This window comes from Pseudomonas sp. RL_5y_Pfl2_73 (assembly GCF_963970515.1).
GTDB lineage: Bacteria > Pseudomonadota > Gammaproteobacteria > Pseudomonadales > Pseudomonadaceae > Aquipseudomonas.
In genome coordinates this window covers 74,682-97,591 of the sequence record NZ_CAXAPD010000007.1, presented here as the reverse complement: position 1 = coordinate 97,591, position 22,910 = coordinate 74,682, and the positions used below count along the sequence as shown (strand labels likewise).

20 protein-coding genes and 1 pseudogene are annotated in these 22,910 nt (G+C 61.4%); 17 read left to right on the top strand and 4 right to left on the bottom strand.

Going from position 1 to position 22,910, the window contains the following annotated elements; all coding sequences use genetic code 11:
* Positions 1 to 141: 141 nt before the first annotated feature.
* The 3 genes from AACY42_RS09100 (at position 142) to AACY42_RS09090 (ending at position 4,122) form a co-directional block, all read left to right on the top strand.
* The gene (locus tag AACY42_RS09100; protein WP_339478740.1) at positions 142 to 1,509 is read left to right on the top strand and encodes an NAD(P)-dependent oxidoreductase; all 1,368 of its coding nucleotides are present in this window, start codon (positions 142 to 144) and stop codon (positions 1,507 to 1,509) included.
* Positions 1,510 to 2,784: an NAD-dependent dihydropyrimidine dehydrogenase subunit PreA gene (preA, locus tag AACY42_RS09095; protein WP_339478738.1), complete on the top strand. Its 1,275-nt coding sequence runs from the start codon at positions 1,510 to 1,512 to the stop codon at positions 2,782 to 2,784.
* 240 nt (positions 2,785 to 3,024) lie between these two features.
* Positions 3,025 to 4,122: an RHS repeat-associated core domain-containing protein gene (locus AACY42_RS09090; RefSeq protein ID WP_339478737.1), complete on the top strand. Its 1,098-nt coding sequence runs from the start codon at positions 3,025 to 3,027 to the stop codon at positions 4,120 to 4,122.
* 76 nt (positions 4,123 to 4,198) lie between these two features.
* Here the strand turns inward: AACY42_RS09090 and AACY42_RS09085 are convergent, their stop codons facing one another.
* Positions 4,199 to 4,819, bottom strand: a complete 621-nt coding sequence (locus AACY42_RS09085) for a TetR/AcrR family transcriptional regulator (RefSeq protein WP_339478735.1) — start codon at positions 4,817 to 4,819, stop codon at positions 4,199 to 4,201.
* Between the two features lie 127 nt (positions 4,820 to 4,946).
* Positions 4,947 to 5,291 carry a DUF6124 family protein gene (locus tag AACY42_RS09080; protein ID WP_077507713.1) on the bottom strand — a complete coding sequence of 115 codons (345 nt, stop codon included), beginning with the start codon at positions 5,289 to 5,291 and terminating at the stop codon, positions 4,947 to 4,949.
* Between the two features lie 785 nt (positions 5,292 to 6,076).
* On the opposite strand from AACY42_RS09080, the gene AACY42_RS09075 reads away from it, so the two are divergent.
* The 7 genes from AACY42_RS09075 (at position 6,077) to AACY42_RS09045 (ending at position 13,230) form a co-directional block, all read left to right on the top strand.
* Positions 6,077 to 7,378, top strand: coding sequence for an OprD family porin (locus AACY42_RS09075; RefSeq protein ID WP_339478732.1), 1,302 nt, complete (start codon positions 6,077 to 6,079; stop codon positions 7,376 to 7,378).
* 174 nt (positions 7,379 to 7,552) lie between these two features.
* Positions 7,553 to 8,374 carry an NAD-dependent epimerase/dehydratase family protein gene (locus AACY42_RS09070; RefSeq protein ID WP_339478731.1) on the top strand — a complete coding sequence of 274 codons (822 nt, stop codon included), beginning with the start codon at positions 7,553 to 7,555 and terminating at the stop codon, positions 8,372 to 8,374.
* Between the two features lie 42 nt (positions 8,375 to 8,416).
* Positions 8,417 to 9,322, top strand: coding sequence for an SMP-30/gluconolactonase/LRE family protein (locus AACY42_RS09065; RefSeq protein WP_339478730.1), 906 nt, complete (start codon positions 8,417 to 8,419; stop codon positions 9,320 to 9,322).
* Between the two features lie 56 nt (positions 9,323 to 9,378).
* On the top strand, positions 9,379 to 10,347 hold the full coding sequence (locus tag AACY42_RS09060) for a TRAP transporter substrate-binding protein (protein ID WP_339478729.1): 969 nt from the start codon (positions 9,379 to 9,381) through the stop codon (positions 10,345 to 10,347).
* Positions 10,348 to 10,423: 76 nt separating this feature from the next.
* On the top strand, positions 10,424 to 10,951 hold the full coding sequence (locus AACY42_RS09055; RefSeq protein ID WP_339478727.1) for a TRAP transporter small permease: 528 nt from the start codon (positions 10,424 to 10,426) through the stop codon (positions 10,949 to 10,951).
* Entirely contained in the window at positions 10,951 to 12,231 is a 1,281-nt protein-coding gene (locus AACY42_RS09050; RefSeq protein WP_339478726.1) for a TRAP transporter large permease, read from the top strand. Before AACY42_RS09055 ends, AACY42_RS09050 begins: the two co-directional genes overlap by 1 nt.
* A 129-nt stretch (positions 12,232 to 12,360) precedes the next feature.
* Positions 12,361 to 13,230 carry an aldose 1-epimerase gene (locus AACY42_RS09045; protein WP_339478725.1) on the top strand — a complete coding sequence of 290 codons (870 nt, stop codon included), beginning with the start codon at positions 12,361 to 12,363 and terminating at the stop codon, positions 13,228 to 13,230.
* 239 nt (positions 13,231 to 13,469) lie between these two features.
* On the opposite strand, the gene bkdR is transcribed toward AACY42_RS09045, so the two are convergent.
* The gene (gene bkdR / locus AACY42_RS09040; protein WP_339478724.1) at positions 13,470 to 13,958 is read right to left on the bottom strand and encodes a Bkd operon transcriptional regulator BkdR; all 489 of its coding nucleotides are present in this window, start codon (positions 13,956 to 13,958) and stop codon (positions 13,470 to 13,472) included.
* Between the two features lie 192 nt (positions 13,959 to 14,150).
* On the opposite strand from bkdR, the gene AACY42_RS09035 reads away from it, so the two are divergent.
* The 6 genes and pseudogenes from AACY42_RS09035 to AACY42_RS09010 form a co-directional block, all read left to right on the top strand.
* Positions 14,151 to 15,386: a 3-methyl-2-oxobutanoate dehydrogenase (2-methylpropanoyl-transferring) subunit alpha gene (locus AACY42_RS09035; RefSeq protein WP_339478723.1), complete on the top strand. Its 1,236-nt coding sequence runs from the start codon at positions 14,151 to 14,153 to the stop codon at positions 15,384 to 15,386.
* A 1-nt stretch (position 15,387) separates the two neighbouring features.
* Positions 15,388 to 16,446: an alpha-ketoacid dehydrogenase subunit beta gene (locus tag AACY42_RS09030; RefSeq protein WP_060741703.1), complete on the top strand. Its 1,059-nt coding sequence runs from the start codon at positions 15,388 to 15,390 to the stop codon at positions 16,444 to 16,446.
* Complete coding sequence (locus AACY42_RS09025) at positions 16,447 to 17,715, top strand: dihydrolipoamide acetyltransferase family protein (protein ID WP_339478718.1); 1,269 nt, start codon at positions 16,447 to 16,449, stop codon at positions 17,713 to 17,715.
* A gap of 18 nt (positions 17,716 to 17,733) precedes the next feature.
* Positions 17,734 to 19,116, top strand: coding sequence for a dihydrolipoyl dehydrogenase (lpdA, locus tag AACY42_RS09020; protein ID WP_339478717.1), 1,383 nt, complete (start codon positions 17,734 to 17,736; stop codon positions 19,114 to 19,116).
* Positions 19,117 to 19,314: 198 nt separating this feature from the next.
* Positions 19,315 to 20,334, top strand: coding sequence for a branched-chain amino acid aminotransferase (locus AACY42_RS09015; protein WP_339478716.1), 1,020 nt, complete (start codon positions 19,315 to 19,317; stop codon positions 20,332 to 20,334).
* A 199-nt stretch (positions 20,335 to 20,533) separates the two neighbouring features.
* Positions 20,534 to 20,848: pseudogene (locus tag AACY42_RS09010) on the top strand (AraC family transcriptional regulator); the annotation flags it as partial.
* An 84-nt stretch (positions 20,849 to 20,932) separates the two neighbouring features.
* Here AACY42_RS09010 and AACY42_RS09005 read toward each other — a convergent pair.
* Complete coding sequence (locus AACY42_RS09005; protein WP_339478714.1) at positions 20,933 to 21,688, bottom strand: ArsR/SmtB family transcription factor; 756 nt, start codon at positions 21,686 to 21,688, stop codon at positions 20,933 to 20,935.
* An 82-nt stretch (positions 21,689 to 21,770) separates the two neighbouring features.
* Between AACY42_RS09005 and AACY42_RS09000 the strand changes: the two genes are divergently transcribed.
* Entirely contained in the window at positions 21,771 to 22,907 is a 1,137-nt protein-coding gene (locus AACY42_RS09000; RefSeq protein WP_339478712.1) for a cytochrome P450, read from the top strand.
* The last annotated feature ends 3 nt before the right edge of the window (positions 22,908 to 22,910 follow it).

Here is a 22,910-nt window from a genome sequence, read left to right as displayed (position 1 = left end):
GGGATCTGCTGTTCACACAGATTTCGCGCCCACCCAAGATCCAGTGTGGGAGCGAGCCTGCTCGCGAAGGCGTCAGTCCAGACAACGAAAAAAAACACTGCCCACCAGAGGCAGTACCTCAAACACCGTGAGGCCCACTCCATGATCCAGCCCTTGAGTCACCTCCCCCATTCCCAGGAAGACCCGGCCACCCTCGCCGCCCGCTTCAGCGACCTGGCGCCGCCACTCAACGCGCGCCAGGCCCACCTGGAAGCGTCCCGGTGCCTGTACTGCTACGACGCGCCGTGTGTGAATGCTTGCCCAAGCGAGATCGACATTCCCTCGTTCATTCGCAACATCCACCAAGACAACGTCCAAGGCGCGGCGCAGAAGATTCTTTCGGCCAACATCCTCGGCGGCAGTTGCGCCCGGGTCTGCCCCACCGAGGTCCTGTGCCAGCAAGCCTGCGTGCGTAACAACACCCATGAATGCGCCCCCGTGTTGATCGGCTCGTTGCAACGCTATGCCGTGGACAACGCCCACTTCAGCGAACACCCCTTCCAGCGTGCCGCCGCCACCGGCAAGCGCATCGCCGTGGTTGGGGCCGGGCCGGCGGGGTTGTCATGTGCACATCGCAGCGCCATGCACGGCCATGACGTGGTGATGTTCGAAGCCCGGGAGAAAGCCGGCGGCCTCAACGAATACGGGATCGCCAAGTACAAACTGGTGGACGACTACGCCCAACGTGAACTGGACTTCCTGCTGGAAATCGGCGGCATCGAAATCCGCCACGGTCAGAAACTCGGCGAGAACCTGAGCCTGAGCGACTTGCATCAGCAATTCGATGCGGTGTTCCTCGGCCTCGGCCTTGCCGCCAGCAAACAACTGGGCCTGAGTGACGAACAAGCGCCAGGGCTGCTGGCCGCCACCGAGTACATCCGCGAACTGCGCCAGGTCGACGACCTCAGCCAATTACCGCTGGCGGATCGTTGCATCGTCCTCGGTGCCGGCAACACCGCCATCGACATGGCCGTGCAGATGGCTCGCCTCGGCGCCCGGGACGTCAACCTGGTCTACCGTCGCGGCCTTGAGGACATGGGCGCCACCTTGCATGAGCAAGACATCGCCAAGACCAATCAGGTGCGCCTGCTGACCTGGGCCCAACCGCAACAGGTGTTGCTCGATGACGCCGGGCAGGTGCGCGGCATGCGCTTCTCTCGCACGCATCTTGAAAACGGCCGACTGGTCATCGGTACCGACACCTTCGACCTGCCCGCCGACGCCATTTTCAAAGCCATCGGCCAAGCCTTCGACGACAACGCGCTGGTGGATCCGCTGGCCCGGGAACTCAAGCGCCAGGACGGGCGGATTCTGGTGGACGGACACCTGCGCACCAGCATTCCCGGGGTCTACGCCGGCGGCGATTGCACCAGCCTGGACCAGGACCTCACCGTACAGGCCGTGCAGCACGGCAAACTCGCCGCCGAGGCAATCAACGCTCAACTGATGCTCAACGTGGAGGCTGCGTAAATGGCCGATCTGTCGATTGTCTTCGCCGGCATCAAAGCCCCCAATCCGTTCTGGCTGGCCTCCGCGCCACCCACCGACAAGGCCTACAACGTGGTCCGCGCCTTCGAGGCCGGCTGGGGTGGCGTGGTCTGGAAAACCCTCGGGGAAGATCCCGCGGCGGTGAACGTGTCCTCGCGCTATTCGGCCCACTACGGTGCCAATCGCGAGGTACTGGGCATTAACAACATCGAGCTGATCACCGACCGTTCCCTGGAGATCAACCTGCGGGAAATCACCCAGGTGAAAAAGGACTGGCCAGACCGGGCGTTGATCGTATCGCTGATGGTGCCCTGCGTTGAGGAGTCCTGGAAGAACATCCTGCCCCTGGTGGAAGCCACCGGCGCCGACGGCATCGAGCTGAACTTCGGTTGCCCCCACGGCATGCCGGAACGGGGCATGGGCGCGGCGGTCGGCCAGGTGCCGGAGTACGTCGAACAAGTGACCCGCTGGTGCAAGACCTATTGCTCGTTGCCGGTGATCGTCAAGCTCACGCCGAACATCACCGACATCCGCGTCGCCGCCCGCGCGGCCCATCGCGGTGGTGCGGATGCGGTGTCGTTGATCAACACCATCAACTCCATCACCAGCGTCGACCTGGACCGCATGGTCGCCCTGCCCAGCGTCGGCAGCCAGAGCACCCATGGCGGTTATTGCGGCTCGGCGGTCAAGCCCATCGCCCTGAACATGGTCGGCGAAATCGCCCGCGACCCGCAGACCCAGGGCTTGCCGATCTGTGGCATCGGCGGCATCGGCAGCTGGCGCGACGCCGCAGAATTCATTGCCCTGGGCAGCGGCGCGGTGCAGGTCTGCACGGCGGCGATGCTGCATGGTTTTCGCATCGTCGAAGAGATGAAGGACGGCCTGTCACGCTGGATGGACAGCCAGGGCCATGCCAACTTGCAGGCGTTCTCCGGGCGCGCGGTGGGCAATACCACCGACTGGAAGTACCTGGACATCAACTATCAGGTCATCGCCAAGATCGATCAAGAGGCCTGCATCGGTTGCGGTCGCTGCCACATCGCCTGCGAAGACACCTCACACCAGGCCATCGCCAGCCTCAAACAGGCTGACGGCACCCATGTGTATGAGGTGATCGATGAAGAATGCGTGGGCTGCAACCTGTGCCAGATCACCTGCCCGGTGCAGGACTGCATCGAGATGGTGACGGTGGACACGGGCAAACCGTTTCTGGATTGGAACCATGATCCGCGTAATCCCTATCATGTAACGGCTTGAAGACTGGGGTGTCTGGACTGGCGCCATCGCGAGCAAGCTCGCTCCCACAGGGGATCCGGTCGTTCACAGATGTTGTGTACACCAGAGACCCAATGTGGGAGCGAGCTTGCTCGCGATGAGGCCATCAGCCCCAACACAAATCTCAAGGCTCCCCCTTAGGACTAACAGTTCTGCTAGTAGACACCCCCCGAAAAATACCCGAGCCTGACCCTGCCGAGTCCATCAACAAGAGCCAAGTCCATGTCGACGTCAGCGATGAAGATACTGTGCCGCTACCAATACGACCCCCTGGACCGCCTGACAGGCTTGAAACCTGCGGAACACGTGAGCACGCAGCGTTTTTACCAGAACAACGAATTGGTCAATGAAATAGAAGGCCAGGTAGAACTCACGATCCTTCGCCATGAAGCCCAGCCCCTGGCGCAACGCCTGCACATCGCCAACGTCACCGAGACGACGCTGCTGGCAACGGACCAGCAGCGGTCGGTTTTGCAGACGCTGGCCGGCACCGACACCCAGCGCATGGCTTACACCGCCTATGGTCATCGACCTGCGGAAAGTGGCTTGAGCAGTTTGCTTGGGTTCAATGGTGAACGCACTGATCCGGTAACGGGGCATTATTTATTGGGACAGGGTAATCGGGCTTTTAATCCGGTGTTGATGCGGTTTAACAGTCCGGATGAGTTGAGTCCTTTTGGGGACGGGGGGATTAATGCGTATGCGTATTGTGGGGGGGATCCGGTTAATCGGTATGATCCGAGTGGGAACTTTAGTTTCCCTACTATGGGTTTCCCTATTATGGACAAATTGTTAATAAGGGGGATAGGTCGTCTACCGGTACAACGGACTGCATTAGATCTTTCGTCCAGAGCTATTGCCCGACCTGCTTCCCAAGCTTCCCAGAGAATGATGTCTAGCTCATTAATAGAATGGCTACAACAGCCTGGCTCCAGCACCCGGGCCGGAGCTAGCTCAAGCTCCGCCCACTCCCCGGCAGTTCCTAAAAAAATCACTTACGAAGGACCTCGTAGACCTGGGAGACGGGCACAAACAGATGCCGCAGGCGAAGTAAATGTTCTAACTATGCGACATAGACATCGTGCAGAGGAAGCATACATTTATGACGACCTCGCAAGAAGCAAGAAAATACCTCCAATCGTGGAAGATCCTATTCTTCGAAAAGACTTTGAAGCAGCCAAAGCACTCTATAAAACTTTAAAACGCAACAAGACATATAAATCTGATCGGCGCCAATATAACGATGCAGCGTCAAAAAACCAAAGCACCCGACGAGCACTCAAAATCGATAATCTAAAAAAAATCAGAGATACAACGTGAAAAAATAGCAACTAATATCGGGAACAAACTTACTTTCAACCTCACGCTACCGCACGTCATTACGTTGGAGCACAAACTACGGCTCCAACCCAATCCCCCGCAAAATTACACCGGTCACCGTCTGCACCGCTCGCTCAAACTGCATGTCCGACAGCGGCTGGTGATCATTGAGGATATTGATCTGATGGTCAAAGTCGGCGTAGTGCTGGGTCGAAGCCCAGATCATGTACAGCAGGCTTGAAGGCTCCACCGGCAGGATGCGTTTGTCCTCCACCCACTGGCGGATTTTCGCTTCCTTCATCTTGGCCCAGTCATAGAGGCTGGCGTCCAGCGCCTGGCCCAGGGTCGGGGCGCCGTGGATGATTTCGTTGGCCCAGACCTTGGAGCCGTAGGGCCGGCTGCGGGAGTGGTTCATCTTGGCGCGGATGTAGCTGCTGAGCACCACCCGCGGGTCGTCGAACATTTCGAAGCACAAGGCGTCCTGTTTCCACACCTCCAGCAGGTCAAACAGCACGGCGCTGTACAACTCGCTCTTGGTGCTGAAGTAGTAATGCAGGTTGGAACGCGGCAATTGCACTTCGGCGGCGATGTCGGCCATGGCGGTGCTGCCGAAGCCTTTCTCGGCAAAGACCTTCTCGGCGGCCAACAGGATTTTCTCGATGTTACTGCGACGAATCTCAATCTTGTGATTGCCCATGAGGGCTCCCTGGCAACAGCGTTGATCAAGACTAGCATTCACCCACTCTTGAAAACACCGGTGTTCCCTGTGGGAAAGCTGTTGTGGCGAGGGAGCTTGCTCCCTCGCCACAGAAGCGGGTTTTGCGCTATGTCGGCTGGCGCGCTTCGACGTTGTCTAGCGCGCGGTTCGCCAGCATTGCGCTCAGCTCGATCAGTTGCTGGATGCCCAGGGCGATGTGGCGCCTGGGACCTTCCAGGTCGAAGGCCAGGTCACTGACCATGGCGTTGGCCGAGGCCAGGTTTTCGCTGAGGTTGGCGAGAAGGGTTTCGGTGTCGACGCCGTTGACGACGGTGAACAGTTGGCCGGGATCGGCCTCGGGTTTGCTGGGCTTGGGGTTGAGGTAGGAGTCGAGGATGCGGTCGGCGACTTTGTCGAACGCTTTTGAGCTGGATGGATCTGTATCCGGTGGGTTGGGTGTTGGTTTGAACATAGATGAAGCTCCGATGCTGTAGATGGGAGCCAACACCCTCTCGCTACCAAACGAATTAGGGTGGCGGCCATACGAAGGTTGGTAGACCGGGCATCGGAGCCGGCGCCTCCGAAGAGGCCCTGCGCATGGCCACCAAAAAGCGAAGTGCATGATTGCACTTGCAAGCGATGACGCTATGCACCGACACCAGGGCTACCAAACCCGATCGCTGATTCAATCAGCGACCCGGAAACGATAAAGCCCTGGCCCCAAGGCGCACAAGCCGGCGGATTCTGGCGCAGTTGTAGGCAACGGCGCAAGACAACGTAGCCCGATCCCGAACGATCCTACATCTGGATAAACACAGGCCCATCTGGACAGGAAACACGGGCTAACCAGCACCTGCCGATCGTTCCCACGCTCCTGCGTGGGAATGCCGCCAGGGACGCTCCGCGTTCCGCCTCTGGAAGGTGACGCGGAGCGTCACGGGATGCATTCCCACGCAGAGCGTGGGAACGATCACAAGCCTTCCGATCGGGGACATTCGACTAATGTCTTAGACCAGTCATCGCACAACCAAGCACCCTCCTCGCTATTCTCAAGCCCCGGATCCGCCCGGCGCCACGGCCTGCGATCTTGACCTCGATCGGTGACGACCATTGAAACGCCTCATTTTGAAGCACCCCCGAGTTGGATAATTCCGATAATGGCCAGTTGACAACGAGGAGCCGCTTCCAAATAATCCCCTCATGTTGTACGACGACGTATGACAAATAAAAACAACAAAAAAGTAAGGGAGCGTCATAGTGAGCACACGTGTCCGTTTTTCGCCCGACAACCGTCCAAACCGCCGTACCCTTCTCAACGCCAGCCCCACACTGCTATTGCTCGGTTGCAGCAGCCTCGCCGCGTTTCTGCCAACGACCGCCAGCGCCGCAGGCTTCGTCTATGACGCCAAGGCCACGCTGAACCTGCGCAACGCCTACTTCAATCGCAACTTCGTCAACGACAACGCCGCCCAGGGCAAAGCCGAGGAATGGACCCAGAGTTTCATCCTCGACGCCAAGTCCGGTTTCACCCAAGGCACAGTCGGTTTCGGTGTGGACATCCTGGGGATGTACTCGGTCAAGCTCGACAGCGGCCGCGGCACCACCGGCACTCAACTGCTGCCGGTGCACGATGACGGTCGTCCGGCCGATGACTTCGGTCGCCTGGGCGTGGCCCTCAAGGCCAAGGTATCGAAGACTGAACTGAAGGTCGGCGAATGGATGCCGGTGCTGCCGATCCTGCGTTCCGACGACGGCCGCTCCCTGCCGCAAACCTTCCGTGGCGGCCAGGTGACCTCCACCGAAATCAACGGCCTGAGCCTCTACGGCGGCCAGTTCCGTGGCAACAGCCCGCGCAACGACGCGAGCATGGAAGACCTGTCGATGAACGGCCGCGGCGCGTTCACCTCCGACCGTTTCAACTTCGGCGGCGGCGAATACGCCTTCAACGAAAAACGCACCCAGGTCGGCGTCTGGTACGCGGAACTGTCCGACATCTACCAGCAGCAATATTTCAACCTGACCCACAGCCAGCCCATCGGCGACTGGACCCTGGGCGCCAATCTCGGTTACTTCACTGGTAAGGAAAACGGCAGCGCGCTGGCCGGCGACCTGGACAACAAAACCGCGTTCGCCCTGCTCTCGGCCAAATACGGCGGCAACACCTTCTACGTCGGTCTGCAAAAAGTCGGTGGTGACGATGCCTGGATGCGCGTCAACGGCACCAGCGGCGGCACGCTGGCGAACGACAGCTACAACTCCAGCTATGACAACGCCAAGGAAAAATCCTGGCAAGTGCGCCACGACTTCAACTTCGCCGCCGTCGGCGTGCCAGGCCTGACCCTGATGAACCGCTACATCAGCGGCGACAACGTGCACACCACCACTGTTGATGACGGCAAGGAATGGGGTCGCGAAACCGAACTGGCCTACACCGTGCAGAGCGGCGCGCTGAAAAGCCTCAACGTGAAATGGCGTAACGCATCGATTCGTCGGGACTACAGCACCAATGAATTCGACGAGAACCGCCTCTTTATCAACTATCCATTCTCGCTTCTGTAATACCAGGACCCATTGTCATGAGCGCACCCCATGGCAACCTGCGGCAGGGACGCCGATCCAGAGCGGTTCGTCGATCAAGCGTTGACAAGGTAACGGATGGATAAGGATATTCCCCTTCAAGTCATACGATAACCTATAACAACTGTACCTCTCATTGTTTGCTCAGGTAATGTCATGACCACGACACAGATTCGCCACCCCTTCAATCGTCTCCTATTGACCGGCGCCGCCGGCGGCCTTGGCAAGGTCTTGCGCGAACGCCTCAAGCCTTTCGCACGCCACATTCGTCTGTCGGACATCGCCAACATGGCCCCGGCCATCGACGAAAGCGAAGAAGTGGTGCTGTGCGACCTGTCGGACAAGCAGGCCGTGCACCAACTGGTCGAAGGCGTCGATGCCATCCTGCACTTCGGCGGTGTTTCGGTGGAGCGTCCGTTCGAAGAGATCCTCGGCGCCAACATCAGCGGCGTGTTCCACCTCTATGAAGCCGCGCGCAAACACGGCGTCAAGCGGGTGATCTTCGCCAGCTCCAACCACGTCATCGGTTTCTACAAACAAGACCAGACCCTCGACGCCCTCTCCCCGCGCCGCCCGGATGGTTACTACGGCCTGTCCAAGTCCTACGGCGAAGACGTTGCCAATTTCTACTTCGATCGCTACGGCATCGAGACGGTCAGCCTGCGCATCGGCTCGTCGTTCCCGGAACCGCAGAACCGCCGGATGATGAGCACCTGGCTGAGCTTCGACGACCTCACCCAACTGATCGAATGCTCGCTCTACACCCCGCAAGTCGGCCACACCGTGGTTTACGGCGTGTCCGCCAACCGCGACGTGTGGTGGGACAACACCCACGCCGCGCACCTGGGCTACCAGCCCAAGGACACCTCGGAAATCTTCCGCGCCAAGGTCGAAGCACAGCCGATGCCGGCCGCCGATGACCCAGCCATGATTTACCAGGGTGGCGCCTTTGTGGCGGCCGGCCCATTCGACGACTGATTCGCTGTTTTTCATGGGATACGCACGCACAAAGGAATCACCATGCAAGCCGAATTGATTGTCGATGCACGTAACGCCGTCGGGGAAAGCCCGGTATGGGTTCCCGAAGAAAACGCCCTGTATTGGGTGAACATCGCCAGCGGTGGCCTGCAATGCTGGAATGCCGGCAGCGGAAAAATCCAGGGCTGGGAAGCGCCCGAAATGCTCGCCTGCATTGCCCGTCACCAGGACGGTGGCTGGATCGCCGGCATGGAAAGCGGTTTCTTTCGCCTACACCCCAATGATGACGCCAGCCTGGACAGCGAACTGTGCGCAAGCGTCGAGCACAGCCGCGCCGACATGCGCCTCAACGATGGCCGTTGTGACCGCCAGGGTCGCTTCTGGGCCGGCAGCATGGTGCTGAACATGGGTGCCAACGCAGACGTAGGCCGGATGTATCGCTACGAGGCAGGCCAGCGCAGCCCGGTCGAAGCGCAACTGAGCGATTTCATCGTGCCCAACGGCCTGGGCTTCAGCCCGGACGGGCGCACGATGTACCTCTCCGATTCACACCCGCTGGTGCAGCAAATCTGGGCTTTCGACTACGACATCGACAGCGGCACGCCGTCCAACCGACGGCTGTTCGTCGACATGATGCCCCTGGCCGGCCGCCCGGATGGCGCTGCGGTGGATGCCGACGGCTGCTATTGGATCTGCGCCAACGATGCCGGGCTGATTCACCGCTTCACCCCCGACGGACGCCTCGACCGGTCACTGCAAGTGCCCGTGAAGAAACCGACCATGTGCGCCTTCGGCGGCAGCCGCCTGGACACCCTCTTCGTCACCTCGATCCGCCCCGGTGACGACAACGACCCGCAGTCCCTGGCCGGTGGCGTGTTCGCCGTCGACCCCGGCGTCAAGGGCCTGGTTGAACCTGCTTTCGGAGGACGGAAACACTCCGCCAACTGATCTGCTTTGCCGCTTCACATCGATAGACATAAAAACAACAACACTGGAGATTGACCATGAACTTCAAACGCACGCTTCTGATCGCAGCCCTGCCCCTGGCCTTTCTGGCGCAGGCGGCCCACGCCCTCGATATCAAGATCGCCGACATCCACCCCAAGGGTTACCCGACCGTGGTCGCCGAGGAATCCATGGGCAAAACCCTGGAAAAAGAGAGCAACGGCGAACTGAAGTTCAAGTATTTCCCGGGCGGTGTACTGGGTTCCGAAAAAGAAGTGATCGAGCAGTTGCAAGCCGGCGCGGTCCAGATGTCCCGGGTCAGCCTGGGGATCGTCGGCCCCGTGGTGCCGGACGTGAACGTGTTCAACATGCCGTTCATCTTCCGCGACCAGGCCCACATGCGCGCTGTCATCGACGGTGAAGTCGGCGATGCGATCCTCGACCGGATCACCAACTCCGAATTCGGCCTGGTGGCCCTGGCCTGGATGGATGGCGGCACGCGCAACCTCTACACCAAGAAACCGGTGCGCAAGCTCGAAGACATGAAGGGCATGAAGATTCGCGTGCAGGGCAACCCAATGTTCATCGAGACCATCAATGCCATGGGCGGCAACGGTATCGCCATGGACACCGGCGAGATCTTCAGTGCCTTGCAGACCGGCGTGATCGACGGTGCGGAAAACAACCCGCCGACCATGCTCGAGCACAACCACTACCAGAACGCCAAGTTCTACAGCCTGACCGGTCACCTGATCCTGCCTGAGCCCATCGTGATGTCGAAAATCACCTGGAACAAGCTCACGCCAGAGCAGCAGGACATGGTGAAGAAAGCCGCCAAGGCAGCCCAGGCTGAAGAGCGCGTGCTGTGGGACAAGAAGTCCGCCGCCAGTGAAGAAAAACTCAAGGCCGCCGGCGTCGAGTTCATCACCGTCGACAAGAAACCTTTCTACGACGCTACCGCACCGATCCGGGCCAAATACGGCGCGCCGTATGCCGACCTGATCAAACGCATCGAAGCCGTCCAGTAAGGCCTTTCAATTGGTACTCATGAAAAGGCCGGGCGCGCCTGCGGTTCAAAGGCGCACCCGGTTACGGTGGAACCCGATGAAGAATTTGCTGCTGCGTATCAACGACACGATCTACATGACTTGTATCTGGGTGGCCGGCCTTTCTGTCCTCGCCGTCGCGCTGATGATTCCCTGGGGCGTGTTCGCCCGCTACGTACTCGGTACCGGCTCAAGCTGGCCGGAGCCCACCGCCATCCTGCTGATGATCGTGTTCACCTTCATCGGCGCTGCCGCCAGCTACCGCTCCGGCTCGCACATGGCCGTGGACATGGTCACTAGCCGGATGCCACCGCACTTGCAAACTGCCGCTTCGGTTCTCACCCAGCTCTTGATGGCAGCGATCTGCATCTTCATGACCATCTGGGGCGCCAAGCTGTGCATGACCACTTGGAATCAATTCATAAGCGCCATCCCCACCCTGCGCGTGGGCATCACCTACATGCCGATTCCGCTCGGTGGTTTCCTCACACTGATTTTTGTCCTGGAAAAACTCTTGCTGGGCGATCAAAGCCAGCGTCGGGTCGTGCAGTACGACCCGGTTGAAGAAAACGAAGGTGCCGCTTAATGGACGCTCTGATTCTGCTGGGCAGTTTTTTGTTGTTGATCCTGGTCGGCATGCCAGTCGCCTATGCGCTGGGCGCTGCCGCCCTGATCGGGGCGTGGTGGATCGACATCCCGTTCCAGGCCATGATGATTCAGGTGGCGGGCGGAGTGAACAAATTTTCGCTGCTGGCCATCCCGTTCTTCGTGTTGGCTGGCGCGATCATGGCCGAGGGCGGCATGTCCCGCCGACTGGTGGCATTCGCCAGTGTGTTGGTTGGGTTCGTACGCGGTGGCCTGTCTTTGGTCAACCTCGTGGCCTCGAGTTTTTTTGGCGCGATCTCCGGTTCCTCGGTGGCCGATACCGCCTCGGTCGGTTCGGTGCTGATCCCGGAAATGGAACGCCGCGGCTATCCGCGTGAATTCGCCACTGCCGTCACTGTCAGCGGCTCGGTACAAGCGCTGCTGACGCCGCCAAGCCATAACGCCGTGCTGTACTCGCTCGCGGCCGGCGGCACCGTCTCAATCGGTTCGCTGTTCATGGCCGGTATCGTGCCCGGCATCCTGATGAACCTCAGCCTGATGGCGCTGTGCCTGGTGTTCGCCAGAAAACGCAATTACCCCAAGGGCGAGGTGATTCCGCTCAAGCAAGCGCTGAAGATCTGCAAGGAAGCCATGTGGGGCATGATGACCCTGTTCATTATCCTTGGCGGCATTCTCTCGGGTGTTTTCACCGCCACCGAATCGGCCGCCATCGCCGTGGTGTGGGCATTCTTCGTGACCATGTGCATCTACCGCGACTACAAGTGGAGCGAGTTGCCGAAACTGATGCACCGTACGGTTCGCACCATCTCCATCGTGATGATCCTGATCGGTTTTGCCGCCAGCTTCGGCTACATCATGACGCTGATGGAGATCCCGGCGAAGATCACCACCGCATTCCTGACGCTGTCGGACAACCGCTACGTGATCCTGATGTGCATGAACGCGATGCTGCTGATCCTCGGCACCGTGATGGACATGGCGCCGCTGATCCTGATCCTCACGCCAATCCTGATGCCGGTGATCGTGGGCATCGGCGTGGATCCGGTGCAGTTCGGCATGATCATGCTGGTGAACCTGGGTATCGGGCTAATCACACCTCCGGTGGGCGCGGTGTTGTTCGTCGGGTCCGCCATCGGCAAGGTCAGCATCGAAAGCACCGTCAAGGCCCTGCTGCCGTTCTACGCCATGCTGTTCCTGGTGCTGCTGCTGGTGACCTACGTCCCCGCCATCTCGCTGTGGCTGCCGCATCTGGTGATGTAACGCTGCGCGCCAGCCCCCTTATGGTGAGGGTGCTGGCTCCGCTGAAATGCGGCAGGAGCTCCTACAGGGCGCAGTCGCGGCCACTCCCTCGCCATAACGGGTTTTTCCCATTCGAAAGATGCGACTACCATGACGCTGCCTCTCCTATACCTCGAAGACGAACTGACCCGCCTCACCCTGGCCCCGCACCTGGGCGCCAGCGTCGTCGCCTGGACCTTGCGCAGCAGCGGCACGCCCTTGTTGCGTCCGCCCGCTGCGCAAGCCGTGGAAAACGGCCTGCCGGGCAAACTCGGCTGCTTCCCGTTGATCCCGTGGTCGAACCGGATCGCCCAGGGCGGTTTCGATTGCCCCGACGACTGGCTGGCCCTGGAAGCCAACAGCCCCAACGACCCTTTCCCGATCCACGGCAGTGCCTGGCAACAACCGTGGCAGGTGGTCGAACAGAGTGCCCAGCAAGCCTTGCTGCAACTCGACAGCCAATCCCCCTTCGCCTACCGCGCCCGCCTGCGGATCCGTCTGAGCGATGGTCAGCTACACATCGCCATCCATGTCACCCACATGGCCGAACAGGCCGCGTGGCACGGGCTGGGTTTGCATCCGTATTTTCCGCGCACCGTTGGCACTCGCCTGAAAACCTGCGCCAGTGAAGTCTGGCTGTGCGATGCCTCGAAACTGCCAACGGAACTGAGGGACATCCCCGCAGAGTGGGATTTCCAGCACGCCCGTCTACTGCCAGACACGCTGGTCGACAACGGCTTCGGTGGTTGGGACGGGCACTGTCTGATCCAGCAACCGGACCTGGGCTATGAGCTGGAATGCCGCGCCAGTGGCAGTGACTACTTCCTGCTGTACTGCCCCGTGGGCCTGGATTTCTTCTGCATCGAACCGGTCAGTCATCCGGTCAACGCCCATCACCTGTCAGGACGACCGGGGTTGCGCTTGCTGGAGCAAGGGCAATCGATGGCGCTGGTTTTTTCGATGCAGTGTCGGTTGCTCTAATGCCCACTTCCCTGTGGGAGCAAGGCTTGCCCGCAATGAAGTGGACGCGGTCTCCTGGGAAACCGAGGCGCCTGCATCGCGAGCAAGCTTTGCTCCCACAGATGAACATGCGAGCTGGCCCTGTACCTGAAGGTTGCGATTCATCAGTTTTAAGATCAAAAGATCGCAGCCTTCGGCAGCTCCTACATGGGAATGCGATGCTTGCGTAGGCGCAGCCGAAGGCTGCGATCCTTTGAATTTCAGGTGCCCAGGGTCAACCCGTTGGCCGGCAACGGCAGCGCGGTCTTGTAGCGCACTTGCTTGAGGGCAAAGCTGGAGCGGATGTTCGCCACACCCGGGACCTTGGTCAAAAAGTCCATCATGAACCGCTCCAGCGACTGGATGGTCGGCACCAGCACGCGGATCAGGTAATCCGGATCGCCGGCCATCAGGTAGCACTCCATCACCTCCGGCCGATCGGAAATCGCTTCTTCAAAGTGCTGCAACGCCTCTTCCACCTGCTTCTCCAGGCTGACGTGGATGAACACGTTGACGTGCAGCCCCAGCAGGTCGGCGTCCAGCAGCGTGACCTGCTCGCGGATCACCCCCAGTTCCTCCATCGCCCGGACACGGTTGAAGCACGGCGTCGGTGACAGATTGACCGAACGGGCGAGATCGGCGTTGGTGATGCGGGCATTTCCCTGAAGGCTGTTCAGAATACCGATGTCGGTGCGATCCAATTTACGCATGAGACAAATAATCCTGTTTTTTATCATTGTGCAGATTTTTTATCTTCAAATGATCTGAACAGCAAGCCAACAGAGAAAAATATTCTTCTTCGTCGAGCCTATGATTGTTGTAGGACAATTTCCCGTACCCGGGGAAATTCGTCAGCTAGCGCGCCCACTACAAGAAATTCACAAGATCGAGCGTAGAAAGCCATGAACCCAGCGTATGAACCGCTACGCCTGCACGTTCCCGAACCCTCGGGCCGTCCCGGCTGCAAGACCGACTTTTCCTACTTGCATCTGTCCGATGCCGGCACGGTGCGCAAACCTCCCATCGACGTCGAACCCGCCGACACCGCGGACCTGGCCCGCAGCCTGATCCGCGTGCTCGACGACCAGGGCAATGCCTTGGGCGACTGGGCCGCGGACATCCCCGTCGAAATCCTGCGCAAGGGCATGCGTGCCATGCTCAAGACGCGCATCTACGACAACCGCATGGTCGTCGCCCAGCGTCAGAAAAAGATGTCGTTCTACATGCAAAGCCTTGGCGAAGAAGCCATCGGCAGCGCCCAGGCCCTGGCGTTGAACATCGACGACATGTGCTTCCCCACCTACCGCCAGCAAAGCATCCTGATGGCCCGCGACGTGCCGCTGGTGGACCTGATCTGCCAACTGCTGTCCAACGAGCGCGATCCGCTCAAGGGCCGGCAGTTGCCGATCATGTACTCGGTCAAGGATGCCGGTTTCTTCACCATTTCCGGCAACCTCGCCACGCAATTCGTCCAGGGCGTGGGTTGGGGCATGGCCTCGGCGATCAAGGGCGATACCAAGATCGCCTCGGCCTGGATCGGTGACGGCGCCACTGCCGAATCGGACTTCCACACGGCCCTCACCTTCGCCCACGTCTACCGGGCGCCGGTGATCCTCAACGTGGTCAACAACCAGTGGGCGATCTCCACCTTCCAGGCCATTGCCGGCGGTGAAGCCACAACCTTTGCCGGACGCGGCGTCGGTTGCGGCATTGCCTCCCTGCGTGTCGATGGCAACGACTTCATGGCGGTCTACGCCGCCTCGCGCTGGGCCGCCGAACGTGCCCGCCGCAACCTCGGCCCGGCGCTGATCGAATGGGTCACCTACCGCGCCGGCCCGCACTCCACCTCTGACGATCCCTCCAAGTACCGCCCCGCCGACGACTGGAGCCACTTCCCGCTGGGCGATCCGATTGCGCGCCTCAAGCAGCACATGGTGAAGAGCGGCCAGTGGTCCGAAGAGGAACATGCGGCAGTCACCGCCGAACTCGAAGCCGAGGTGATCGCCGCGCAGAAGGAGGCCGAGCAGTACGGCACCCTCGCCGGCGGGCAGATTCCAAGCGCCGCGACGCTGTTCGAAGACGTCTACAAAGAGATGCCGGAGCACTTGAAGCGCCAGCGTCAGCAGTTGGGGATCTGACATGAACGATCACAACAACAATATTGCGTTGGACACCGCCATGACCACTACTACCATGACCATGATCCAGGCCCTGCGCTCGGCCATGGACGTGATGCTCGAGCGCGATGACAACGTCGTGGTGTTCGGCCAGGACGTGGGTTACTTCGGCGGCGTGTTCCGCTGCACCGAAGGCCTGCAGAACAAGTACGGCACCTCGCGGGTGTTCGACGCGCCGATTTCCGAAAGCGGCATCGTCGGCGTGGCGGTGGGCATGGGCGCCTACGGCCTGCGGCCGGTGGCCGAGATCCAGTTCGCCGACTACGTCTACCCGGCGTCGGACCAGATCATTTCCGAGGCGGCGCGCCTGCGCTATCGCTCGGCCGGCGAGTTCACCGCGCCGATGACCCTGCGCATGCCCTGCGGCGGCGGTATTTATGGCGGCCAGACTCACAGCCAGAGCATCGAGGCGATGTTCACTCAAGTCTGCGGCCTGCGCACCGTCATGCCGTCCAACCCCTATGACGCCAAGGGCCTGCTGATCGCCTCCATCGAAAACGATGACCCGGTGATCTTCCTCGAACCCAAGCGCCTGTATAACGGCCCATTCGACGGCCACCACGACCGCCCGGTAACGCCCTGGTCGAAACACCCTTCGGCGCAGGTGCCGGACGGCTACTACACGGTGCCGCTGGACGTCGCTGCCATCACCCGTCCAGGCAAGGACGTGACCATCCTCACCTACGGCACCACGGTCTACGTCTCCCAAGTGGCGGCCGAAGAAACCGGCATCGACGCCGAAGTCATCGACCTGCGCAGCCTCTGGCCGCTGGACCTGGAAACCATCGTCAAATCCGTGAAGAAAACCGGCCGCTGTGTGGTCGTCCACGAAGCCACCCGCACTTGCGGTTTCGGCGCCGAGCTGGTGTCGCTAGTACAAGAACACTGCTTCCACCACCTGGAAGCGCCTATCGAGCGTGTCACCGGTTGGGACACCCCCTACCCGCACGCGCAGGAGTGGGCGTATTTCCCAGGGCCGTCCCGAGTGGGCGCGGCGTTGAAACGGGTCATGGAGGTCTGAATGGGCACGCACGTTATCAAAATGCCGGACATCGGCGAAGGCATCGCCGAAGTTGAACTGTCGGTGTGGCACGTCAAGGTCGGCGACATGGTGGTCGAGGACCAGGTGCTGGCCGATGTCATGACCGACAAGGCCATGGTCGACATCCCTTCGCCGGTGCATGGCCGGGTCATCGCCCTGGGCGGTGAGCCGGGTGAAGTCATGGCGGTGGGCAGCGAACTGATCCGCATTGAAGTCGAAGGTGCGGGTAACTTGAAAGAATCGGCGCAACCGGCGCCAGCCGCGGCAGCTGCGCAGGCGCCGAAGCAGGCGCCAGTGGCCACGCCTGAACCGGTGCTGGAAAAAACCGCCGTGCCCCGCCCGGCTCCGCAAGCCCCGGTGGCCCGCGACGCCGACGAGCGTCCACTGGCGTCGCCGGCCGTGCGCAAACACGCGCTGGACCTGGGCATTCAATTGCGCCTGGTCCAGGGCAGCGGTCCCGCCGGGCGGGTCCTGCACGAAGACCTCGAGGCTTATCTGGCCCAGGGTTCGTCGACCCAGGCCAAGGGCGGCTTCGGTTATGCCGAACGCCACGACGAGCAGCAGATTCCGGTGATCGGCATGCGTCGCAAGATCGCCCAGCGCATGCAGGAAGCGACCCAGCGCGCCGCCCACTTCAGCTATGTCGAAGAGATCGACGTCACCGCCCTGGAAGAGCTGCGGGTGCACCTGAATGAAAAACACGGTGCCAGCCGCGGCAAGCTGACCTTGCTGCCGTTCCTGGTCCGCGCGTTGGTCGTGGCGCTGCGCGATTTTCCGCAAATGAACGCGCGCTACGACGACGAAGCACAGGTCATCCACCGCTCAGGCGCCGTGCACGTGGGCGTCGCCACCCAGAGCGACGTTGGCCTGATGGTGCCGGTGGTGCGTCACACCGAGGCCCGCAACCTATGGGACAGCGCGACGGAAATTTCACGCCTGGCCTCGGCGGCCCGCACGGGCAAGGCCAGCCGCGATGAGCTGTCCGGTTCGACCATCACGCTGACCAGCCTCGGCGCACTCGGCGGCATTGTCAGCACGCCGGTGTTGAACCTGCCGGAAGTGGCGATTGTCGGCGTGAATAAAATCGTCGAGCGGCCGGTGGTGATCAAGGGCCAGATCGTGATCCGCAAGATGATGAACCTCTCCAGCTCCTTCGATCACCGAGTGGTCGACGGCATGGACGCGGCGCAATTCATCCAGGCCCTGCGTGGCTTGCTCGAACAACCCGCCACTTTGTTTGTGGACTAATCATCAATGGAGCAGGCGATGCAAACTTTGAACACGACGCTGCTGATCATCGGCGGCGGCCCCGGCGGCTATGTGGCGGCGATCCGCGCCGGCCAACTGGGCATCTCGACCATTCTGGTGGAAGGCCAGGCGTTGGGCGGTACCTGCCTGAACATTGGTTGCATTCCATCCAAGGCGTTGATTCATGTGGCCGAGCAGTTCCACCAGACCCGGCACCACAGCCAGGGTTCAGCCTTGGGCATCAAGGTGGCGGCACCGACCTTGGACATCGGCAAGAGCGTGGAATGGAAGGACGGCATCGTCGATCGCCTCACCACCGGCGTCGCGGCGTTGTTGAAAAAGCACAAGGTCCAGGTCATTCACGGCTGGGCCAAGGTGATCGATGGCAAGACCGTCGAGGTCGGCGACACTCGCATCCAGTGCGAACACCTGCTGCTGGCCACCGGTTCGAAAAGTGTCAACCTGCCGATGCTGCCGGTGGGCGGACCTATCATTTCTTCCACCGAAGCCCTCGCCCCCACCTCGGTGCCCAAGCACCTGGTGGTGGTCGGCGGTGGCTACATCGGTCTGGAGCTGGGCATTGCCTACCGTAAGCTCGGCGCCGAGGTCAGCGTGGTCGAGGCCCAGGAACGGGTCCTGCCAGCCTACGACGGCGAGCTGACCCAACCGGTGCACGAGGCGCTCAAGCAGTTGGGCGTAAAGCTGTACCTCAAGCACAGCGTCGAAGGTTTCGATGCCCAGGCCAGCACCTTGCAAGTGCGCGATCCCAATGGCGAGACGCTGAACCTGGACACCGACCGGGTGCTGGTGGCCGTTGGTCGCAAACCCAACACCCAGGGCTGGAACCTCGAAGCACTGAACTTGGCGATGAACGGTTCGGCACTGAAAATCGACAGCCGTTGCCAGACCAGCATGCGCAACGTCTGGGCCATCGGCGACCTGAGCGGTGAACCGATGCTCGCCCACCGGGCCATGGCCCAAGGCGAAATGGTCGCCGAGCTGATCGCCGGCCAACACCGGGAATTCAACCCGAGCGCCATCGCCGCGGTGTGCTTCACCGACCCGGAACTGGTGGTGGTCGGCAAGACACCAGACGAGGCCAAGGCGGCCGGACTCGATTGCATGGTGTCGAGCTTCCCGTTCGCCGCCAACGGTCGGGCCATGACCCTGGAATCGAAAAGCGGTTTCGTCCGGGTCGTGGCGCGACGGGACAATCACCTGATCGTTGGCTGGCAAGCGGTCGGCGTCGGCGTGTCGGAGCTGTCCACCGCGTTCGGCCAATCCCTGGAAATGGGTGCGCGCCTGGAGGACATCGCCGGCACCATCCACGCCCACCCGACGCTGGGCGAGGCCGTGCAGGAAGCGGCGTTGCGGGCGTTAGGGCATGCGTTGCATCTGTGACAGTTGTGGGTGAATAACTTGTGGGAGCAAGGCTTGCCCGCTCCCACAATCCCTCACAACGACCGCAGGGCTGTTTTCAGCAGCAGGATCCATGTAACAGGCTGCGAAACACCCCCGGAATGAAGTATTGTTCTCCCCATCCAAAAAACGTCAGAAGCCTTGAACCGTTTCGACGGTTGTTAAGAACTAGAGGGTGTCATGGGTAACGAAAGCATCGATTGGGACAAACTGGGCTTTGACTACATCAAGACCGACAAGCGCTACCTGTCGCACTGGCGCGATGGTGCCTGGGACGCGGGCACCCTGACCGAAGACAACGTGCTGCACATCAGCGAGGGCTCCACCGCCCTGCACTACGGTCAGCAGTGCTTCGAAGGGCTGAAGGCCTATCGCTGCAAGGACGGCTCCATCAACCTGTTCCGCCCGGACCAGAACGCCGCCCGCATGCAGCGCAGCTGCGCGCGCCTGCTGATGCCGCACGTCGACACCGAGCAGTTCGTCGAAGCCTGCAAGCAAGTGGTCCGCGCCAACGAGCGCTTCATCCCGCCGTATGGCACCGGCGGTGCGCTGTACCTGCGCCCGTTCGTGATCGGCGTGGGTGACAACATCGGCGTGCGCACCGCACCCGAGTTCATCTTCTCGATTTTCTGCATCCCGGTCGGCGCCTACTTCAAGGGCGGCCTGACCCCGCACAACTTCCTGATCTCCGGCTTCGACCGCGCCGCCCCACAAGGCACCGGCGCAGCCAAGGTCGGTGGCAACTATGCCGCCAGCCTGATGCCTGGCTCCCAGGCCAAGAAGGCCAGTTTCGCCGACTGCATCTACCTGGATCCGCTGACCCATTCGAAAATCGAAGAAGTCGGTTCGGCCAACTTCTTCGGCATCACCCACGACAACAAATTCGTCACCCCAAAATCCCCTTCGGTCCTGCCGGGCATCACCCGCCTGTCGCTGATCGAACTGGCCAAATCGCGCCTGGGCCTGGAAGTGATCGAAGGTGACGTGTTCATCGACAAGCTGTCGGATTTCAAGGAAGCCGGTGCCTGCGGTACCGCTGCGGTGATTACCCCGATTGGCGGCATCAGCTACAAGGACAAGCTGCACGTGTTCCACAGCGAAACCGACGTCGGCCCGATCACCCAGAAGCTGTACAAAGAGCTGACCGGCGTGCAGACCGGCGACGTTGAAGCCCCCGCGGGTTGGATCGTCAAGGTTTGATCAATAGAAGGCGCCTGCTCCCGCCGGGCTCTGTAGAAACTCGGTAGAAACTCTGTAGGAGCTGTCGAGTGCAACGAGGCTGCGATCTTTCCCCAGACACTTGAGTCTCAAGCGAAAGATCAAAAGATCGCAGCCTCCGGCAGCTCCTACAGAGCCCAGCGCGAGCTTGCTCCCGCGCCGCGTGGACCCGCGCCAATGTTACCTGGCCGCCGAACTGTGCCACGCGTTGCCTGCCGTACCCTGTGCGCTGACCTTGAGCCCGCGGAACCGCGCCCTGCTGGAAGCGCTGCGCAGCGATCCACCGAGCCAACCGCAGGCCCCCCACGTCGGCAGCTACCTGCCCTCCTCGGATGATCCACTGCTGGCCCTCCTGCTGCGAGCCTTGGAGGCGAACCCCAGCGACCCACGCTCCTTGCCGCAACTGGCCCGCGCCGCCAACACCACGGAGCGCACACTGATGCGCCGGGCCCAGCGGGACCTAGGCATGTCCTTGGTGGAGTGGCGCCGGCATATGGCTGGATGATGAGGCGATGCAGGAATCGCCATCGCGAGCAGGCTCGCTCCCACAGGGGATCTTGGGTGTGCATGAGTCTTGTGTTCAGCGCAGACCCACTGTGGGAGCGGGCTTGCTCGCGATGACGGCGGTGGGTTTAACATCGATTTCGGCACTCACGCCAAACCGCCCCGCCATCTCCCGCCGACCACTGGCCGTCACCCCCAGCGCCCGGCTATCCAGGTCCTGGATCACCCATTTGCGCTTGATCGCCACTTGCAGCAACGCCGCCCCCAAGGCACCCCCCAAGTGCGGACGGCGCATGCTCCAGTCCAGGCAGGGACAGGCGAATCGGCGGCGTTGCGTGGCGAGGTGCTGGACATCGATGCCCAAGCCCTCGAACACCGCCTCGCCGGAGTCACTCAGCCGATAGCCATCGCCTTCCACCTCTGTCAGCCATCCCGCCTCGATCAGGCGGTCATGCAGGCGCACCGCCAAGGTGCCGGCCATGTGGTCGTAGCAGGTGCGGGCAAACTGCAGGCGATCCGGTGTGCGCGGGGTGAAAGTCGGTGCGGTGTTCTGGCCGATCACCATCAGCGCCTCCAGTGCCTGGGCGACGCGCGGGTCGGTCAGGCTGTAATAACGATGACGGCCCTGGACATGCAGGCGCACCAAGGCCATTTGCTTGAGTTTCGCCAGATGGGCGCTGGCGGTCGAGGCGCTGACTTCGGCGATGCTCGCCAACTCGGTGCTGGTACGGGCATGACCGTCCATCAACGCGCACAGCATCCGGGTGCGAGCCGGTTCGGCAATGGCCGCGGCCACTTGGGACACGCCCAGATCATGATGCTCTGCGTTCATATTTCGCTCCCTGACGAATCAAGCCATGCATCGACTGGAGATAGTAGCAACACTTTCTCCATTACGAACAAGGCAGCGCTTCATGGACCCGATCACCGCCGCGACGCATTCCGACCCTTACCCTTTTTACGGCGCCCTGCGCGCTGCCGGCGGGCTGGCCTTCGACCCCGGGCTGAACCTGTGGATCGCCAGCAGTGCCGAGGCGGTGTGCGCGGTGTTGCAGCATCCCGATTGCCATGTACGCCCGGCCCACGAGCCGGTGCCAACGGCCATCGCCATGGGACCGGCCGGGCGGGTGTTCGGGCACCTGATGCGCATGAACGAAGGTGAACGGCAGCGTTGCCCGAGGGCGGCAATTGCACCGCGGTTGCAGGACATCGATTCCCGACAGGTCGAGGCCCTGGTCAGGGCCCGCTTTCTCCAAGAGGGCGCCGAAGGCCTGCACCAGGCCCAGTTCACCGGGCCGTCCAGCGTGGTCGCGACGTTGCTGGGTTTCAGCCCGATGGACTGTCACCGGGTCAGCGAATTGACCGGGGATTTAGTCGCCGGCCTGTCGCCCCTGAGCCACACACCACAATTGGACGCGGCGCACGGGGCCTGCGAGCAACTGGCCCGTTTGTTCCAGGAGCGGATCGAGGCGCAGGACAACCCTTTGTTGCGGGGCATTGACCAAGGCTTCGAAGACGTTGATCCGGACAGTAAAATCGCCAACCTGATCGGTCTGTTCTCGCAAACCTATGAAGCCACCGCTGGCCTGATCGGCAACGCGTTGCTGGCGCTGATCGACGATCCAGCGTTGCGCCAGACGCTGCGGGAGGCCCCCACACAGATCGGCCCACTGCTGGCCGAAGTCCAACGTTTCGACCCGCCGGTGCAGAACACTCGCCGCTTCATCGCCGCGCCCTGCGAAATCCTCGGCACTGCGCTGAACCCCGGGGAGGGGGTTCTGGTGCTGCTGGCCTCGGCCAACCGCGACCCGCAACTCAACCCACAACCAGATACCCTGCTGCTCGACCGCCCGAACCGTCGCAGTTTCAGCTTCGGCAACGGGCGCCATGAATGCCCAGGCCAAACCCTGGCCATGGACATCGCCCGCGCCACGCTGGCTGCGATTCTTGAGCGCGACCCTCCACTGGATCAGTTGACCTGGTGCTACCGTCCCTCCGTCAACGGCCGCCTCCCGCTGTTCAGCGAGCGCTCCTGTGCCGACACACCATGACCC

Bases quoted from the DNA above. Each gene is read 5' to 3' on its own strand.
- AACY42_RS09030 (WP_060741703.1), top strand. From the start codon at position 15,388: ATGAACGATCACAACAACAATATTGCGTTGGACACCGCCATGACCACT.
- AACY42_RS09025 (WP_339478718.1), top strand. From the start codon at position 16,447: ATGGGCACGCACGTTATCAAAATGCCGGACATCGGCGAAGGCATCGCC.
- AACY42_RS09055 (WP_339478727.1), top strand. From the start codon at position 10,424: ATGAAGAATTTGCTGCTGCGTATCAACGACACGATCTACATGACTTGT.
- AACY42_RS09060 (WP_339478729.1), top strand. From the start codon at position 9,379: ATGAACTTCAAACGCACGCTTCTGATCGCAGCCCTGCCCCTGGCCTTT.
- AACY42_RS09085 (WP_339478735.1), bottom strand. From the start codon at position 4,819: ATGGGCAATCACAAGATTGAGATTCGTCGCAGTAACATCGAGAAAATC.
- AACY42_RS09035 (WP_339478723.1), top strand. From the start codon at position 14,151: ATGAACCCAGCGTATGAACCGCTACGCCTGCACGTTCCCGAACCCTCG.
- AACY42_RS09045 (WP_339478725.1), top strand. From the start codon at position 12,361: ATGACGCTGCCTCTCCTATACCTCGAAGACGAACTGACCCGCCTCACC.
- bkdR (WP_339478724.1), bottom strand. From the start codon at position 13,958: ATGCGTAAATTGGATCGCACCGACATCGGTATTCTGAACAGCCTTCAG.
- AACY42_RS09080 (WP_077507713.1), bottom strand. From the start codon at position 5,291: ATGTTCAAACCAACACCCAACCCACCGGATACAGATCCATCCAGCTCA.
- lpdA (WP_339478717.1), top strand. From the start codon at position 17,734: ATGCAAACTTTGAACACGACGCTGCTGATCATCGGCGGCGGCCCCGGC.
- AACY42_RS09050 (WP_339478726.1), top strand. From the start codon at position 10,951: ATGGACGCTCTGATTCTGCTGGGCAGTTTTTTGTTGTTGATCCTGGTC.
- AACY42_RS09005 (WP_339478714.1), bottom strand. From the start codon at position 21,688: ATGAACGCAGAGCATCATGATCTGGGCGTGTCCCAAGTGGCCGCGGCC.
- preA (WP_339478738.1), top strand. From the start codon at position 1,510: ATGGCCGATCTGTCGATTGTCTTCGCCGGCATCAAAGCCCCCAATCCG.
- AACY42_RS09070 (WP_339478731.1), top strand. From the start codon at position 7,553: ATGACCACGACACAGATTCGCCACCCCTTCAATCGTCTCCTATTGACC.
- AACY42_RS09015 (WP_339478716.1), top strand. From the start codon at position 19,315: ATGGGTAACGAAAGCATCGATTGGGACAAACTGGGCTTTGACTACATC.
- AACY42_RS09065 (WP_339478730.1), top strand. From the start codon at position 8,417: ATGCAAGCCGAATTGATTGTCGATGCACGTAACGCCGTCGGGGAAAGC.
- AACY42_RS09000 (WP_339478712.1), top strand. From the start codon at position 21,771: ATGGACCCGATCACCGCCGCGACGCATTCCGACCCTTACCCTTTTTAC.
- AACY42_RS09100 (WP_339478740.1), top strand. From the start codon at position 142: ATGATCCAGCCCTTGAGTCACCTCCCCCATTCCCAGGAAGACCCGGCC.
- AACY42_RS09090 (WP_339478737.1), top strand. From the start codon at position 3,025: ATGTCGACGTCAGCGATGAAGATACTGTGCCGCTACCAATACGACCCC.